Genomic DNA, 17,086 nt, shown 5'->3' with positions numbered 1-17,086 from the left:
TTTGTAGAAATAACGACATTTTTACTAAATAAAGTAACAAATCTACTATACAAATGGGTTAAAGTCACAAAATTGTAATAAAATTTCAAAAATTTATGAAAGAAATGAACGATACTTTTCTAATTAAATAAGTAGATATAGATTGAGAATGGGTTATGGGGGTTATTGGGATGAAAGCTACAAGAAAAACAGGAATTGCATTTAAGTTTGTAGGAACGAATGTGCTGTTTGTAACAGTGCTGATGGTATTAGTGATCGTGACGACGAATCACATCGTCTATAAAACGTTTTACCAAACGATCTCAGAAAATGCCATGAGTAAAGTTGAACATAATACAGGACTTTTAACACTAACGTTCCAGAATTATCTTGATATTATTAAGACAATTTCAACGAATGAAGCGTTTTTAGAAGATGATGTTGCGTTGCAGCGGGAAGTTCTTGCAAAGCGTATCGATCTTTTTCCGGTTTTTGAAGACCTGTTTTTTGTAAAAGCAGATGGAACTGCATATCTGCCAAATGGAAAGAATGTGAATTTAAAGGATAGAGATTATTTTGCTGATGCAATGGCAGGTAAGCAAGTTATTTCTAATCCAGTAATTAGCCGAAATACGGACAATCCGATTTCTGTTTTTACTGCACCTGTTAAGAAGGGTGATAAGGTGATTGGTTTTATTGGAGGTTCGATTAATTTCTTAACAGTAAGTGAACAAATTAAACCGTATGGATTCGATCATGCGAGTGCATATGCGTATATTGTAGATAAAAACGGCCTTGTTATCGCCCACCCGGATAGGGATTTTATTTTAAAAGAAAACATTCGCAAAGTAAGTGAACGGATCCCGCAGGAAGTTGTGAACGTGACAGACACGATTTTAAAAGAAAAAAGCGGTGTTTCTCCTTATGAATTTCAAGGCGTGAAAACACAAAACTTTTTCAGAGAAATTGATGGAACTGATGGATGGAAGTTTGTAAGTAAAGTGCCTGAGGAATATATTAGTGCGCCTGCTAAGCAGACAACAGGCATTTTATTACTGATTGGTTCGTTAAGTATATTAGGGGCTATCATTATTTCAATTCTCATGGCCCGTGTCATTACGAAACCTGTAAAAGACATTTTGAACCTTATTCAATTAACAGCAGATTATCAGCTTAAGGAAACGAATGACTTTTCTCATGTGACAAAGCGGAAAGATGAAATTGGGGATATGGCAAAATCACTCATTCATTTGCGGCGTTCATTTCGTGAATTAATTACTTCCGTTCAGACGCAGATCTCAGATGCGAAGCATAACATGGAAATTAATGTTCAAACGGCTGAACTCGTTTCTCATCACTCCAAAGATACGTTTACATCTACGGAAAGTCTAAGTCATGCATTGGGCGAAGTATCAAGTTCTACGGAAAATGTTTCGAATAATCTGAATCAAGTTATTCATAAGTTTGAAGAGCTTGTTCAAGAAGTAGATGAAGGGACAACGATGGTCAAAGATATCTATGACCGGGCTACAGTGCTTGAAAAGGATATTCATGAATCACGAGTGAAAGCTTCAACCATTTATAAGAAAGTAATCGATGAAATGGCGGGTACAATTGAAACGGCTAAGTCAGTTAATAAGATTAGCCAGCTCTCTAATGCTATTTCAGATATTGCTGACCAAACGAACCTGCTGGCGTTAAATGCTTCAATTGAAGCAGCTAGAGCTGGTGAACAAGGCAGGGGCTTTGCTGTCGTTGCTGAAGAAGTACGGAAGCTCGCAGAACAATCGACTCAATCTGTATATGACATTAAGAGTGTGACAGAAGAAGTGGTTGTAGCAGTAGAGAAATTAATTACGCATACAGAGACATTGCTTAATTTCCAAGAAACTGAGGTTCTTTCAGATTTCGATAAGTTTGGAAGCGTATCTGAGCAATATAAAGGTGATGCGACATCAATATTGAAACTGCTTAAGCATGTAGAAGGGGCTGCTGAAAATGTTAATCACTCTGTTGCTGAATCGAATCATTTCCTTAAGCAGCTTCGCTCACTTGTAGACGAAAGTAACGAAAGCATTGAAACAATAGTTGAACGAAATAAAGAACTTACCAAAGATAATGAAACTGTCAAACAGATTTCTGAGCAAACATCGGAAAGCACTGAAGAGCTAAGTAGGTTGATTCAAAAAGTTTCAATTTAAATTCAATAAGTTAATGATTTTCTGACACACCTTCTATTTTTAGGGGGTGTGTTTTTATTTAGAGAAGTTAATTACGAATGTTATAAAATAACTAGACGAAAATGTTCGTGTTTTCCATTGACGTTACGATGCAATTTTGATATATTATTCCATGGTGTTCATTACAAATAAAAAAATTAGCAATCATCTAAATATTCGTATTTTTTGATGGGGGAATCGAAATGAGCAACTATGATGTAATTGTGGTCGGCGCAGGTCCGGCGGGAATTTTTGCATGCTATGAATTAACATTAAAAAAACCGGAAGCAAAAGTGCTTCTAATTGATAAAGGTCATGATATTTATACGAGACGTTGTCCGATTCTTGAAAAGAAAGTTTCAAAGTGTCCGCCTGCAGCAGGAAAGAAAGAATTTGCAGGCTGTTTGCCTGCCTGTTCGATTACAAACGGATTTGGCGGAGCTGGCGCGTATTCCGATGGTAAATTCAATATCACAAGTGAATTTGGCGGTTGGATGACAGACTTTTTATCAAACTCCCAAGTTGTTGACTTAATTAAATATGTTGACCAAATTAACCTCGAGCACGGTGCGACAGAATCAATTACAGACCCGCTTACACCGAAGGTAAAAGAAATTGAAAAGCGTGGTTATGCGGCTGGGTTAAAATTATTACGAGCACAAGTACGACATTTAGGGACAGAGCAAAACCTTGAAATTTTAAAATCTATTTATGAATATTTAAAAGACAAAGTAGAAATGCGCTACAAAACAGAAGTCGAAGACCTAATTACAGAAAAAGAAGATGGAAAACATGTAGCGAAAGGCGTGCAGTTGAAAAACGGAGAAGCAATGCATGCGCAAAAAGTAATTGTTGTACCTGGACGCGATGGCTCGAAGTGGTTAACACAAATCTTAAAAAAACGCCGCTTGAAAATGCTGAATAACCAAGTTGATATTGGCGTTCGTGTAGAGACATCTGATATCGTAATGGAGGAAATAAACGAGCATTTATATGAGGGTAAATTTATTTTCAATACAAGTGTCGGAACGCGAGTCCGAACATTCTGCAGTAACCCGTCAGGTCATGTTGTCGTTGAAAATCACTCAGGTACAATGCTTGCTAATGGTCACGCTTACAAAGACCCAGAGCTTGGTAGCCAAAATACGAACTTTGCTTTGTTAGTTTCTCATAAATTTGCTGATCCTTTTGACCAGCCTAATGAATATGCCCATGAAGTGTCTTCACTTGCAAACCGACTATCAAGCGGTGGGATTATTGTTCAAAAGTATGGAGATATCTTAAAGGGGCGGCGCTCCACAGATAAGCGGATTCGTGAGGGATTCTTAGAACCGACAATGAAAGAAGCAGTTCCAGGCGACTTGGGACTTGTTCTGCCATACAATACGATGAAATCGCTTATTGAAATGACAGAAGCATTAAATCATGTTTCGCCAGGACTTGCGAGTGAGCATACATTATTTTACGGTGTTGAAGCTAAGTTTTACTCAGCACGACCTAAGCTAGACGAAAAGTTCGAATCAGAAATCAGTGGATTATATGTCGGTGGGGATGGCGCAGGAATAACGCGCGGGCTTGCGCAAGCAAGTGCATGCGGTGTATGGATTGCGCAAAATGTCATCACCACCTTACAATAAAAGAGGAAAGGACAGCTCACATTGGTGAAGCTGTCCTTTTTTAAGCTTATCAACTGCAATAAAAGGGTAGCAATACAACTTTCTTAATGTTCATCATGAAGTTCTTTCGTGAATTTATAGAAGCGATCTAATGCAACTGAAAGAATTGCTTCATTCGTATTATTTTCTTCCGGCATATTTACACTTTGAAAATATTTTCGAATTTCTTCTAGCTGATCATTTTGCTCTTTATATAGGCGGAGTGTAATGAGTCTTGTTTCATTTGCAAGATCATCCCCCATTGTATTGATTTCCTTCATTAGCTTTTCAAGCTCAGCGATTTTTTCGTAATAGTGTTGTTTTAATTGTTCACGTGTCGTTTTTTTCATCGTTATCTCCCCCTTTTTTTATTTTATCAAATCAAATGTTCGTGAATAAAGAAGATACGTCTAATTCGTGAATTTTCAGAAAAAGGAGGATTTTGACGAATTGACAGCGTAGTAAATGTAATGAGAACACAAAGGGGGAAATAGTATGACGGTTAAAACTGCTGATTTATGTGATGACTATGCAAAGGATTTATCGGTGTGTCAACTTACGTTTCAGTCTTATGGGAAAAGACAAGCTTTTTCTGGGAAAATTACAACGGTAGAAGTATTTGAAGATAATGTGCTTGTTAAAGAACGCTTAAAAACAGCCCCGCGGGGTTCGGTCGTTGTTGTAAACGGCGGAGGTTCTCGCCGCTGCGCATTATTAGGGGATCGTCTTGGTGATATTGCAGTTGAAAGAGGGCTGGCAGGAATCATTATTAACGGATGTGTACGTGACTCAAGTGAATTAAAGGAATTAGAGGTTGGGATTTTTGCACTTGGAACAATGCCACTAAAGAGTGAAAAACGAGGCGAAGGCAATATTGACGTACCAGTGAAGTTTGGCGGCGTGACATGGAATCCTGGAGAATATGTATATGCCGATGAAGATGGCATTGTTATTTCTGAGGTACCATTGATGAAGGAAGAAGAATCAGAACAAACAATGGAAGCTTAAGCGTAAGCCTGGCGATTGCCGGGCTTTTATTTTTGGATATAACCAACTTTGAAAGCACTTTCACATAATTGTCAAACACATGTTGAAATGAAAACGCTATAATAGGATTAAGTCAATAAAAGAATGGGAATTACCTCACCGTAGATACGGTTTTTTCTTAGAGATGACTTGTGAAAGAAATCACATAAATTCTTAGACAATAGGAAGGTGACACGGCGTGAGGAAGTACGTGTTTGTTATTAAGGACCAACTTTCAGATCGTGAAGAGTGCGTCGAAGCTGGCGGTATGCTTGATGCGTTTCAGCAAATTCATAAAATAGCAGCAATGAAAGAAGGAGAGTTTCAAGTTCAATTAAAGGGAGTTATCTATTAAATTCACAAAAAAAGGCATGAGCGTTCATCGCCTGCCTGAACTTGTCTTTCACATGTTTTGTTGATATCTATTTAATAATTCATCAAGCTCTTGGCTGCATTTTAGGGTGAGGTCGGAAAGGAATCCAGTTGTTTTCGCAGCTTCAAGCATTTCTTTTCGTTTATCTTCAATTTGTTCGAGCAATTCTTTGCACTTAATACGCATGTTTACAAATAAACTCCTTTTTGATTTTGTAGAAGCTTGTCTAAATATGGAATGACTATCATTATTATGCAATAAAGTATTATCGTTGTAAATATATTTTTCAATAAAATGTAAAAAGATGAAGCGCCCAATACATTTTGTGCGCTTCATCTTTTTGTTTTAAGGTCAGCATGGAGTTTATTAGAAGTAGAGAAGAGAATAGGATAGGATAGAGGTAAGTTGAGTTTTATTTTTTTTCTTTATTTAGCAGCTTATCTGAAGAAGAAATAAGAACCATTAGTCCGATAAAACTAGCTCCGAATCCAACATTTGCTAATAACATTTCAATTGCACTCAAAAGTTTTTCCTCCTTTATAAATTCGTTTTGTGATAATTGATTGAAAATTCTTAAAAATATTTTACCACAGTTTACATGTTAAATAAAGTGACATTAACCCTACAAATTATGAGGGTTATCGGTTTAGTAAAGTCGTATCTCGACGTTTTATGTCAAAAGATATGACAAACATTATGTAAATAACATACTATGAAAGGGATGTTTTATTAATATAACCAATTTGTTTACTTTCGAAACATTAAATAGTAATAAAAAGGTGAAGCGTTTCACAGCTTTGAGACGCTTCACCTTCTTAATTATTCCTTTCGTAGTTTAAACCATAAATCAGCCTTTAAGTCAGTCAAGTGATCTTCATATTGAAGAAGGGGGGCATTGTCTGTCTTATCAACCTCAGTAAAAATCCAGCCTTCAAATTCATCTCCAGCTTCTAAATCCTTAGCAAAGCGGTCTTCCATTCGGTATAAGACAGGACGCTTCAGTTCATTTCCTTGCTTAGAAACAATCGTGAAATCATGATAGCTAAAATATTTTGAGCGTTCTGCTGTAAGTAGCTTTACTTTGAACTTAGCAAATATATATTCTTTCCCAGCGCCGGGCGGTTCGTTATAAGGACTTGCTTCATAAGCTTTCTGCCAAGCATCTTCACCTGAAAGAAGCTCAGTTAGCTCTAATTCATAGGAAACAGCCCCACTGCCAATTACAAAAGGTTCTCCGATCGTTGCAGGGGCGGTTCTTGAGTTATTGATTGTATCTTTTCTCGTTGTAAAAACCATTTCAATCGGTTCTTTTAGGTTTATTCCAGCATCTGATTTCACATTCTGCGTAATAACTAAGCGATAGGTTTCACCTTTATTGTAAGGAGAGGAATTGCTGACGCGAACAAAGCTTTGATCATCTGATAAAGAAACATCAATCGTTGAAAGAGTGTCCCCATGCTCGTTTGTTACATAAATATTGTTTCTATTAATCGTGCTTTCTTTCATTTTTGTGTTGAACTCGATTGTCCAAATTTTATTCGTTGGTACGTTCGTTTCATCCCATGGTGAGGCAGCAGTTACAATAAGGGGAAAGAAAGCGACGACAAATAACAGTACGGCCGTAAAACGTGTTAACATATATTCACCTCTTATTACTATACTTATTATGGAATTATTACCATCTATTACGTTAAGCTTACCATACAGGTAGCTTATGGGTAATCTACACAAAGCACTGATTATGTTATGAATTTCTCCTCTTAAAAGTTCATTTCAAAAGTAGGGTGGAGGGATGAATAACTTATTGTGCGTCTTTTTCTTATATTCCTTCATACAGTGAATACAATGGGAATAAAAGGGGGCGGCGTACATGAGGAAAGTGCTGCAATATTGCTTAGAAGAAGGCATCGTTTGTGAGTTGATCTACCAGTCTGATGCGGATCTTTTTACGAAAAGACGTATTAAAGTTCATGAAGTCACTGACGATTATGTGAGAGGGTATTGTTACCTCAGAAAAGCAACGCGAACATTCAAAATGAAGAACATTCTCTCCTGTGCACCGTTCTCTTCATAGAAGGAAAAGGGCAGCTTAGCATCTTGTGAAAAAGGTGTGTTACAATTTATTTGAAACGATTAATATTAAGATGGAAAGGATTGAGTATATTGTTTAAAAAAATCGCCTCAGATGCATTGGGACTAAGCGATATCGGAAGCGTCATTGGGCCAGAGGACTATGATAAAGTGGATACTGACGACTATGTGATGCATGAAGATGATGAGAAAATTTATTTTTTAATCAAATCTAAGGCAGATGAATATTGCTTTACAAACAAAGCTTTAATCCATCTTGATGGTGAAAGTGCAACGAGCAAAAAACGGACGCTTCGCCGTTATGAATATTATGTTAACCAAATTTCTAGTGTTGCCCTTGAAACAGCTGGTACCATTGATTTAGACATTGAAATTAAGTTTAAAATGGGCAATGAGAGCTTCTCAATTGATGCACATAAAAAGCATATTGCCGAATTAAAAGATTTATATAAATCATTACTGAAAATCTCTGAAATTCAACGTGACAATCAGTCCTATCTTGATTATGCAACCCAAAGTGTTGAACTAGCTTCATCGACATTAACTCGCAGTGAAGGAACCGGTTCTCATTTGTATGAAGAATTCAGAGAAATCAATCAAATTGCCTTTGCTTGGTTCGTTGAAAATAAAGAAAAATATAATGTGAAAGATTTTGGCAACATCTATGAACGATATATTCATAATTAGATTGACTAACAGCACCTTCTGCGTATAAGCAGGGGTGCTTTTTACATAAAAAAGCCAAAACGATATTAACGTTTTGGCTTGAAATCTATTCCCATACATAAGGTGTTGCTTGATAAACGTAATAGTTCAACCAGTTTACAAATAACAGGTTTGCATGTGAGCGCCACAAGTTCATAGGCGGTTGTGAAGGGTCGTTGTTTGGATAATAGTTAATAGGTGTTTTCATATCAATTCCTTTTTGAATGTCTCGGTCATACTCTTCCTTCAATGTATCAACGTCATATTCAGGATGACCTGTTAAAAAGATTTGCTTTCGGTCTTTCGATGCGACGAGACAAACCCCTGCTTGTTCACTTGTTGCTAATATTTCTAAATCGTCGATTTCTTCAACATCTGCAAGCTTTGTTTCTGTATAACGTGAATGAGGGACGAAATACAAATCATCAAACCCTCTCAATAAACGGGTTTTCTTTTTAAAGGTGCGATGTGGAAAGATTCCGAAACATTTTTCTTTCAGGGGGTATTTGGGTACGTCGTAATGATAGTAAAGCCCTGCTTGTGCGCCCCAACAAATATGCAGTGTTGATGTAACATTTGTTTTCGTCCATTCCATTATCTCTTTTAGTTCTTCCCAGTAGGTAACTGCTTCAAATTCTAAATGCTCAATTGGAGCACCAGTGATAATCATACCGTCATATTTACGCTGCTTCACTTCATCAATTGTCCGGTAAAAATTCTTTAAATGCTCTTGTTTTGTATTTTTTGAGCGGTGTGTTTTCGGATGAAGCAAGGTAATGTTCACTTGCAGCGGAGAATTCCCCAGCAAGCGGAGGATTTGTGTTTCTGTTTTTTCTTTTTGTGGCATTAAATTGAGAATCGCTATATTTAATGGACGAATGTCCTGTGTGTATGCCCGCTCTTCTTCCATGACGAAAATGTTTTCTTTTTCTAATACTTCTTTTGCTGGTAGATGGGAAGGAATATTAATCGGCAAAGGTCTCACTCCCTATTTAAAATTTCGTTCTGCGTATGATTCATCATTATAGAAACATTCCGACAATTGTTCAATGATTTTCTTTCATAATTTCGTTGTTTCATTAAAAATGATTAAATCAAATGTATGATAGAGAAGATTTTTCTTTTCTAGTGATAGACTTTATAATAACACTATATAGATGTTGGAATGAAGGAGGAAATAGAATGAAAATTGTTGCAATTGAACCAACACCAAGCCCGAATACGATGAAGATTACGCTTGATAAGGCGTTAGAAGGGCGTGAGCGGAATCATTATACAGCAGAACATGTAGACCGTGCTCCTGCATTTGTACAACAGCTGCTTGGAATTGAAGGCGTGAAAAGCGTCTATCATGTTGCTGATTTTATCGCACTTGATCGAAATCCAAAGATTGATTGGAAACAAATCCTGCCGAAGGTGCGCGGTGTATTTGGAGAAGAAAGTGAGGAAATTGAAGAAAATGGGCCGCAGGATGGCTTTGGAGAAGTAAAAGCATTTGTTCAAACCTTTGCCGGAATCCCAATGCAGCTAAAGCTCACTGATGGGGAGGAAGAAAAGCGAGTTGGTTTACCGCAGCGGTTTATGAATGCGGTAATGAAACTAACTGAAATCGGTGACAATGTTGTGATGGAACGCGAATGGAAAGAACATGGTGTTCGTTATGGAGAAATGGACGAAATTGGTGAACAAATTGTTGATGAAATTGCGGCGGCATATGATGAAGAACGGCTTGAAAGCTTAATTCAAACGTTTATTAATCCTGAAGAAAAAGCCATTCAGCAAAATGAAACTTATCAAGTAACCGTAGAAATGCTCGACAACCCAGATTGGAAGCATCGTTATGCAGCACTGGAACAAATGAACCCGACAGAAGCAGATTTACCGGTTTTGAAAAAAGCTTTACATGATGAAAAGCAATCCATTCGTCGTCTGGCTGTTGTTTATCTTGGCATGCTTGAAAATGTAGATGTCTTACCGCTTCTAGAGGAAGCATTGCTCCATGATAAATCAGTTATGGTACGTCGAACAGCAGGTGATTGCTTCTCTGATATTGGAGATCCAAAAGGAATTCCGGCAGCAATGAAGGCATTAGAAGATAAGAACAAGCTTGTTCGTTGGCGGGCTGCGATGTTTTTGTATGAAGTTGGCGATGAACAGGCCATTCCCGCTTTACAAAAAGCTAAAAATGATCCCGAGTTTGAAGTTGCTCTGCAGGTTCAGATGGCACTTGAAAGAATTGAAGGTGGAGAAGAAGCAAAAGGTTCCGTATGGAAGCAAATGACTGAAAAAATGGCCAAAGAATAATTAGACAAATCCCTTTCAGCGCGATAGTGCTGAGGGGATTTTTTAATCGCATCCGCCCCCTCCATCACCTCCGCTCGAATAAAATCCACGAAGAGATAATTAAAAAATACTTCATACACAATACCTCCTTACTTGTCTAAACGATTTATTGCGTAAAGAAGTTTCGTATCATGTTAATGAATTGAATATTTTTCAGAATATAATGAATAATTCTTGTTTGTACAGTTGGAAAGGAGTAAAATAATATTTACCATTTTAAAAAGAATCGAAGCGGGAGGGAGATAAATGGTTGAAGTACGTTCATTGGCAGAGTGCTCATTTTCAGAAGCACTGAAGGTATGGAATATCGGTTTTCAAGATTATCAGGTTGATGTACAAATGACGATGGAGCGCTTTTTAAAGCGAATTGTTTCTGAAGAATTATGTCCGCAGCTTTCGGTAAGTGCATATATTGATAATAGACCTGCGGGCATTGTGTTAAGCGGTATTCGTAATATTAAAGAGAAGCGGATTGCATGGAATGGGGGAACAGCTGTTGCACCATTGCTTCGCGGTCAAAGAATAGGGGACGCACTACTTGCCTATTTGCTCGATCGTTATCGTATCGAAGGTGTTGATGTTGCAAGGCTGGAAGCTATACATACGAATAAACGGGCGATTCAATTATACGAAAAATGGGGATATGAAATATTTGAGGAGCTGCATTATATGAGTGGGCACGACCTTCATGCTCAACTTAAAAATTGGGGCTTTGAAATTGAAGACAGCAATCCACAGCAAATCTCACTTCTTCCCTTCTATAGAAGTGATGTACAATGGCAGACACAATGGCAAAGCGTTCAAGATGGGAAAGCACTTATTGTATACGATGAAGAAGAGCCGGTTGGCTATGCACTTTATAAGGAAAAGTTAGATAACAACGGAGAAGTTGGAGCGATTTATCTTTACCAATGTGAAGCAGCACCGGCAATTGATCATGAAAGAAATATTTTGGCAAGTCTTCTGCATGGTGTTTTTCAAACGAAAAAGGCTGGAACGAAATTATTTGCTGTTAATATTTCCGATCAACGAAAGACATTAATTGACCTTTTACATAAGAGTGGGTTTTCAACTGTATTGAAACAAGTGCATATGGAAAAGAAGCTATAAAAGATTGTAAGCGTTTACTTTTATTTTGAATAAAACGATTTTTCTAAAAATATTGAAATTGTTTAAAAAAAGGACTATAGTGTTTAAAAATACTTTTTTCGAATTGCCAACTATAATAGAAGTTCTACAAATCAAATTGGCATTCAAACAATCATGAAAAAGTTTTAGGGGGATGAACAATGGCAGAAGAGAAAAGAGATTTGCGGATTCGTAGTAAAGTAATTAGTGAAGGCGAAGCGCGTGTGCCGAATAGAGCGATGCTTCGTGCGGTCGGTTTTACAGATGAAGATTTTAAGAAACCGATGATTGGGGTTGCGAGTACATGGAGTGAAGTAACACCATGTAATATACATATTGATGAGCTTGCCCGCCGAGCGAAGCAAGGTGCAAGAGATGCAGGCGGAGCACCTATGATTTTTAATACGATTACAGTTTCAGACGGTATTTCGATGGGAACAGAAGGAATGCGCTTCTCCCTTCCAAGTCGTGAAGTAATCGCTGATTCAATTGAAACAGTTGTCGGTGCGGAAAACTTAGATGGGGTTGTCGCAATCGGTGGCTGTGATAAAAACATGCCAGGCTGTATGATCGCGCTTGGACGAATGAATTTACCAGCAGTATTTGTATACGGTGGAACGATTTCACCTGGTCAATTAAAAGGTGAAGATATTGACATTGTGTCGGCATTTGAAGGTGTGGGACAATACAATAAAGGAACGATTGATCGCGAAGAACTGCATGAAGTTGAATGTCATGCATGCCCTGGTGCAGGCTCATGCGGTGGAATGTACACAGCAAATACGATGGCATCTGCCATTGAGGCAATGGGGATGAGCCTGCCATCAAGTGCATCTAACCCTGCAGAATCTGATTTCAAACAAGATGATTGTGCGAAATCTGGCGAAGCAGTGTACAAGCTTCTTGAGCAGGATATCCGTCCACGTGATATTATGACGAAAGAAGCGTTTGAAAATGCGATTACAGTCGTTATGGCGCTTGGCGGCTCTACAAATGCAATTCTTCACTTGCTTGCAATTGCGCATTCTGTAGATGTTGACTTAACATTAGAAGACTTTGAGCGTCTGCAAGAAAAGGTACCACATCTAGCAGACTTAAAACCTAGCGGACGTTATGTGATGCAAGACTTGCACCGTGTAGGTGGTGTCCAAGCTGTAATGAAATTGCTATATAACGCTGGTCTTATCCATGGCGATTGTTTAACTGTGACAGGTAAGACGATTGCAGAAAACTTAGAGCATGCTCCTGAGTTTACAGAAGGACAGCAAGTCATTATGCCAATGGATAATCCGAAACGTAAAGACGGTCCACTTGTTATTCTTCGTGGAAACCTTGCTCCAGAAGGTGCTGTTGCAAAAGTAAGTGGTTTGAAAACTACAAGCATTACAGGACCAGCAAAAGTGTTTGATTCAGAAGAAGAAGCAACACAAGCGGTTCTCGATGACAAAGTTCAAGCTGGCGATATCGTTGTCATTCGTTATGAAGGACCAAAAGGTGGACCAGGTATGCCTGAGATGTTATCCCTAACAGCTATTCTTGTTGGTAAAGGATTAGGGCATACAGTTGGATTGATTACCGACGGACGCTTCTCAGGCGGTACACACGGTCTTGTCGTTGGACATGTGGCACCAGAAGCACAAGTTGGCGGTCCTATTGGGTTACTTCAAAATGGTGATGTTGTCACCATCGATAGTGAAAAGCATGAATTAAGTGTTGAAATTACAGATGAAGAAATGGAACGCCGTCGTAATGAATGGAAAGCACCTGACCAAAATCTACGCGGTGTATTAGGGAAATATGCTCGTCTTGTATCTTCAGCTTCTAAAGGTGCTGTAACAGATTAAGAATAACGTTTGATTATAAAAAACCTCTATTAAACAGGTTCGTCTGTTTAATAGAGGTTTTCCATTTGTAGTAAATTAACTTTGTTGCATAAGGAATATTCTTATAGTATATTTAGGTAAGATATATGGAAACGGAGGTTTTTTTCTTGTTTAATGCTTATGAGGAATATATGAAGCAAGTGATTCAACCGATGCGAGAAGAACTTACAACTGCAGGCTTTACAGAGTTAACAACAGCAGAAGGTGTTGAGCAATATATTGAAGGTACAGAGGGAACAACACTGGTTGTTGTTAATTCGGTCTGTGGCTGTGCTGCTGGTCTTGCCCGCCCTGCGGCCATTCAATCGAAAACACTTGACCAGAAACCAGACAATTTTGTAACTGTGTTCGCAGGTCAAGATAAAGAAGCGACTGCAAAGATGCGCGAATACTTTACAGGGATTGAGCCATCTTCGCCTTCAATGGCTTTATTGAAAGGAAAGGATGTCGTGCACTTCATACATCGACATGAAATTGAAGACCACGAGATTTCTGAGATTCTTGATAACCTAAAAGCTGCATATGCAAAGCATTGTTAAGGCGCCGATAAAGGCGTCTATTTTTTATGCCGTTTTTATAGTAGGGGGCGTTGTTTTCTTAAGGTTACAAAAAGATATTTAAGAGTCTTTAAGTATTAGTCTGAAATAATACGCTTTGGTGAATGGTGTAAATGTCATCTTACTTTTGTTTTTGCCAAGAGCTTAGTACTTTTGACTGCTTCATGAAGAAGAAAGAGTGTTAAAAGAGGTCAAAGCGTCTTTTTCAAAGGGTATGTGGAAAGTTTTTAACACTCTTGTGTTGTTTTGAAAAATAAGTTTGGTAAATTATCGCAAGAATATTAAAAAGAACAGCGTAAATTTACTGGGATAATTATGTAATTGAGTATACTTAAAGACTAATAAGAGGTGTATAAATTTAAAAATAATGGAATTTAGTTATGAATAAATGATGGAAATTTGGCTTGATTTACATATTAATTGAAACTTATTGAGGAATGATGGCTTATTTTCAGTTAAAATTTGTCGAAAGTAATCCATAACTATGATAAATGCATGAGATGGAATTGTTATTTTACCATTATAAACCATTTTGGTGGGGTAGTGAGAATTTATGCTTATTAGATTCCTCATATTTCTGAAAATTACGACATATCGTTTGAAAGCGTTACAAGTCGTGTTAACAGTAGGGTTATCAGACTGTTAAACCTCATATTCTGAAATTATGACTATTATAACTATTCCTTCCCAATGCCCTGTGATACATTGAAAAAGTAAATCAAACGTAAGCAAAGCGGGGGATTAAGGTTTATGGAGGATACAATCAGCTTGCGCGAGTTCTTTGGAATGTTAAAAAAACGGATTCTCTTAATTCTTATTATTGCATTAGTCTCAGTCACAGCTGCGGGCGCAATAAGCTTTTATGTAATGACACCGACTTATCAATCTTCGACACAAATCTTGGTTAATCAAAATAATTCAAATAACCAGTCACAAGATGTCACTGACGTACGAACAAATATAGAGTTAGTGAATACATATAACGTCATTATTAAAAGTCCAGTTGTGTTAAATGAAGTTGCCCAGAAGTTGAACTTAGAACGTTCAGCAGATACACTTGATAAACAGATTAATGTTCGGAGTAAAGATGAATCCCAAGTTATTTCCATTATCGTGCAAGACCCAAACCCAGAAACAGCAACAAAAATTGCAAATACAACAGCTGAAGTGTTTCAGAAAAAGATAAAGACAGTTATGAACATTGATAACGTTAATATCTTGTCTAAAGCTGATACTTCGAAAAATCCGTCGCCAGTTTCGCCGAAACCAATGCAAAACATGGTGATCGCATTAGTCGCAGGAACATTATTAGGAGTAGCAATTGCTTCTATACTCGAATTCCTAGATAACTCAATTCGAAAAGAAGAAGATATTGAACAATTATTAGAAATACCGCCACTAGGAGCTATTTCAAAATTCGACAAAAAGAAAACAACATAATACGCAGAGGTGAGGCTCTTGGGTTCTAAGAAGAAACCTTTTTCAAACGGTCGCAGCTTAATCGCACATCAAAGCCCATTATCACTTGTAGCAGAGCAATATCGCACACTGCGAACAAACATTGAATTTTCATCAATTGACCGCGAGCTGCAAACGTTGATGATTACATCCTCCACACCTGGTGAGGGGAAATCGACAACAGCATCGAACCTAGCAGTTGTGTTTGCACAACAAGAAAAAAAGGTGCTCATCATTGATGCTGACCTTCGTAAGCCGACGATGCATGATACCTTTCGTATAGAAAATACAGTCGGACTTACCAATGTTTTGACAAAGCAGCATCAGGCACATGATGCAGTAAAGCAAACCCAAATTAAAAATTTAGACATTTTAACAAGTGGACCTATTCCACCTAACCCTGCTGAACTATTAGGATCAAAAGGGATGAGAGAAACACTTGGTCATTTAAAAGAGCAATACGACTACATAATCATAGATACTCCACCAGTGCTTGCAGTTACAGATGCGAAAATTTTAGCAAACCATTGTGATGGCATTATGCTCGTCGTCCATAGTGGGAAAACGGAAGTAACAGCAGCAAAACGGGCGAAAGAAGCTATCATTAATGCCAATGGTAATATGATTGGTGCTATTTTGAATGGGCAAAAACAGAAAAAACACCAATACTATTATTATAGATAGTAAATGGAATCCATTTAAACGAAGGGAGGTGAAGCGTGATTGATCGATCTTCATTGTCACATACTTCCAACTGTAGATGATGGTGCTGGCAGTATACAAGATAGCTTAACAATGGCGAAGCAAGCTGAAGAAGAGGGGATTCACACAATTGTGGCAACTCCTCATCATAAAAATGGCAAATACGAAAACGACAAAGCTTCCATTTTAACTGATGTTGAAGCGCTAAATGCAGTATTTAAGAAAGAGCAGGTGGACATAAAAGTCCTTCCGGGTCAAGAAGTGCGTGTGTATGGTGATTTATTGAAAGATTACCAGCTTGGTCACATTCTTACGATGAATGACACAGGAAAATACTTATTTATTGAGTTCCCAAGTGCTCAAGTTCCGAGGATTACAGATAACCTTTTATATAGTCTTCAATTAGAAGGTGTTATTCCTGTAATTGTTCATCCAGAACGTAACCAAAAGATCATTGAAAAACCGAATATCCTTTATGAAATCGTTAAGCAAGGTGCTTTAACTCAAATAACGACTTCAAGTTTAACGGGAGTTTTCGGTAAAAAGATCCAAAAATTTAGTTATGACTTAATTGAAGCTAATCTTACCCATTTTATCGCATCAGATGCACACAACACGACAACACGACCATTTAATGTACAAAATGCCTTAACGACTATTGAGAAGAAGTTCGGCACAGAATGGGCAAACATTCTTAAGACAAATGCAGAATATGTCGTAGAAGGCAAAACATTTTATAAAGAGTCGCCTCAAAGGATTAAGAAAAAGAAAATCTTCTCTTTTTTGAGGGGGTAATTGTATGACCCAAATGATGAATGAAATGCCAAAATCTATTAAACGAGCTGTTCGTTACATCCGACAAGACGCACCTGTACAAAAGCTTCATTCAATTCGAGAACTTGTTGATGAAGCAATAAAAATGCGTCAACATAATGAAAAACGAAATTCGTAACCTTTACAAAAACTT

At 37.7% G+C, this 17,086-nt stretch carries 18 protein-coding genes; 14 read left to right on the top strand and 4 right to left on the bottom strand.

Annotated elements, in window-relative coordinates:
* The first annotated feature begins 170 nt into the window (after nucleotides 1-170).
* Nucleotides 171-2,180, top strand: coding sequence for a methyl-accepting chemotaxis protein (locus tag LC040_09015; GenBank protein WLR53006.1), 2,010 nt, complete (start codon nucleotides 171-173; stop codon nucleotides 2,178-2,180).
* A gap of 221 nt (nucleotides 2,181-2,401) precedes the next feature.
* Nucleotides 2,402-3,835 carry an NAD(P)/FAD-dependent oxidoreductase gene (locus tag LC040_09010; GenBank protein ID WLR53005.1) on the top strand — a complete coding sequence of 478 codons (1,434 nt, stop codon included), beginning with the start codon at nucleotides 2,402-2,404 and terminating at the stop codon, nucleotides 3,833-3,835.
* An 83-nt stretch (nucleotides 3,836-3,918) separates the two neighbouring features.
* Here LC040_09010 and LC040_09005 read toward each other — a convergent pair whose 3' ends face one another.
* A complete protein-coding gene (locus LC040_09005; GenBank protein ID WLR53004.1) occupies nucleotides 3,919-4,203 on the bottom strand; it encodes a hypothetical protein in 285 nt (94 codons plus the stop codon).
* Between the two features lie 145 nt (nucleotides 4,204-4,348).
* Here LC040_09005 and rraA point away from each other — a divergent pair, with 145 nt between their 5' ends.
* Together rraA and LC040_08995 are read left to right on the top strand one after the other, a co-directional pair.
* Entirely contained in the window at nucleotides 4,349-4,861 is a 513-nt protein-coding gene (rraA, locus tag LC040_09000) for a ribonuclease E activity regulator RraA (protein ID WLR53003.1), read from the top strand.
* Between the two features lie 217 nt (nucleotides 4,862-5,078).
* Nucleotides 5,079-5,234 (top strand): hypothetical protein, encoded by a 156-nt coding sequence (locus tag LC040_08995; GenBank protein ID WLR53002.1) that lies wholly within the window; start codon nucleotides 5,079-5,081, stop codon nucleotides 5,232-5,234.
* Between the two features lie 48 nt (nucleotides 5,235-5,282).
* Here the strand turns inward: LC040_08995 and LC040_08990 are convergent, their stop codons facing one another.
* Both LC040_08990 and LC040_08985 read right to left on the bottom strand, forming a co-directional pair.
* On the bottom strand, nucleotides 5,283-5,438 hold the full coding sequence (locus tag LC040_08990; GenBank protein ID WLR53001.1) for an aspartyl-phosphate phosphatase Spo0E family protein: 156 nt from the start codon (nucleotides 5,436-5,438) through the stop codon (nucleotides 5,283-5,285).
* A 633-nt stretch (nucleotides 5,439-6,071) separates the two neighbouring features.
* The gene (locus LC040_08985; protein ID WLR53000.1) at nucleotides 6,072-6,890 is read right to left on the bottom strand and encodes an Ig-like domain-containing protein; all 819 of its coding nucleotides are present in this window, start codon (nucleotides 6,888-6,890) and stop codon (nucleotides 6,072-6,074) included.
* 232 nt (nucleotides 6,891-7,122) lie between these two features.
* Here LC040_08985 and LC040_08980 point away from each other — a divergent pair, with 232 nt between their 5' ends.
* Entirely contained in the window at nucleotides 7,123-7,326 is a 204-nt protein-coding gene (locus tag LC040_08980) for a transcriptional regulator (protein WLR52999.1), read from the top strand.
* Nucleotides 7,327-7,415: 89 nt separating this feature from the next.
* Nucleotides 7,416-8,030 carry a PH domain-containing protein gene (locus LC040_08975; protein WLR52998.1) on the top strand — a complete coding sequence of 205 codons (615 nt, stop codon included), beginning with the start codon at nucleotides 7,416-7,418 and terminating at the stop codon, nucleotides 8,028-8,030.
* Between the two features lie 85 nt (nucleotides 8,031-8,115).
* On the opposite strand, the gene metA is transcribed toward LC040_08975, so the two are convergent.
* The gene (metA, locus tag LC040_08970) at nucleotides 8,116-9,024 is read right to left on the bottom strand and encodes a homoserine O-succinyltransferase (GenBank protein WLR52997.1); all 909 of its coding nucleotides are present in this window, start codon (nucleotides 9,022-9,024) and stop codon (nucleotides 8,116-8,118) included.
* A gap of 206 nt (nucleotides 9,025-9,230) precedes the next feature.
* On the opposite strand from metA, the gene LC040_08965 reads away from it, so the two are divergent.
* From LC040_08965 to LC040_08930, 8 genes are all read left to right on the top strand, one after another.
* The gene (locus tag LC040_08965) at nucleotides 9,231-10,352 is read left to right on the top strand and encodes a virulence factor (GenBank protein WLR52996.1); all 1,122 of its coding nucleotides are present in this window, start codon (nucleotides 9,231-9,233) and stop codon (nucleotides 10,350-10,352) included.
* A 285-nt stretch (nucleotides 10,353-10,637) separates the two neighbouring features.
* The gene (locus LC040_08960; GenBank protein WLR52995.1) at nucleotides 10,638-11,501 is read left to right on the top strand and encodes a GNAT family N-acetyltransferase; all 864 of its coding nucleotides are present in this window, start codon (nucleotides 10,638-10,640) and stop codon (nucleotides 11,499-11,501) included.
* 179 nt (nucleotides 11,502-11,680) lie between these two features.
* On the top strand, nucleotides 11,681-13,363 hold the full coding sequence (gene ilvD / locus LC040_08955; protein WLR52994.1) for a dihydroxy-acid dehydratase: 1,683 nt from the start codon (nucleotides 11,681-11,683) through the stop codon (nucleotides 13,361-13,363).
* 146 nt (nucleotides 13,364-13,509) lie between these two features.
* On the top strand, nucleotides 13,510-13,941 hold the full coding sequence (locus tag LC040_08950; protein WLR52993.1) for a BrxA/BrxB family bacilliredoxin: 432 nt from the start codon (nucleotides 13,510-13,512) through the stop codon (nucleotides 13,939-13,941).
* A gap of 768 nt (nucleotides 13,942-14,709) precedes the next feature.
* Nucleotides 14,710-15,399 (top strand): Wzz/FepE/Etk N-terminal domain-containing protein, encoded by a 690-nt coding sequence (locus LC040_08945; protein ID WLR52992.1) that lies wholly within the window; start codon nucleotides 14,710-14,712, stop codon nucleotides 15,397-15,399.
* 18 nt (nucleotides 15,400-15,417) lie between these two features.
* Nucleotides 15,418-16,101, top strand: a complete 684-nt coding sequence (locus LC040_08940; protein ID WLR52991.1) for a CpsD/CapB family tyrosine-protein kinase — start codon at nucleotides 15,418-15,420, stop codon at nucleotides 16,099-16,101.
* A gap of 39 nt (nucleotides 16,102-16,140) precedes the next feature.
* Nucleotides 16,141-16,914: a tyrosine protein phosphatase gene (locus LC040_08935; protein WLR52990.1), complete on the top strand. Its 774-nt coding sequence runs from the start codon at nucleotides 16,141-16,143 to the stop codon at nucleotides 16,912-16,914.
* 4 nt (nucleotides 16,915-16,918) lie between these two features.
* Nucleotides 16,919-17,071, top strand: a complete 153-nt coding sequence (locus LC040_08930) for a hypothetical protein (protein ID WLR52989.1) — start codon at nucleotides 16,919-16,921, stop codon at nucleotides 17,069-17,071.
* The last annotated feature ends 15 nt before the right edge of the window (nucleotides 17,072-17,086 follow it).

It is taken from the genome of Bacillus tianshenii (genome assembly GCA_020524525.2).
In the GTDB taxonomy this organism is placed as follows: domain Bacteria; phylum Bacillota; class Bacilli; order Bacillales; family Bacillaceae_N; genus Bacillus_AV.
The sequence above is the reverse complement of the archived record's forward strand: the minus strand, read 5'-3'. Positions and strand labels throughout refer to the sequence as shown.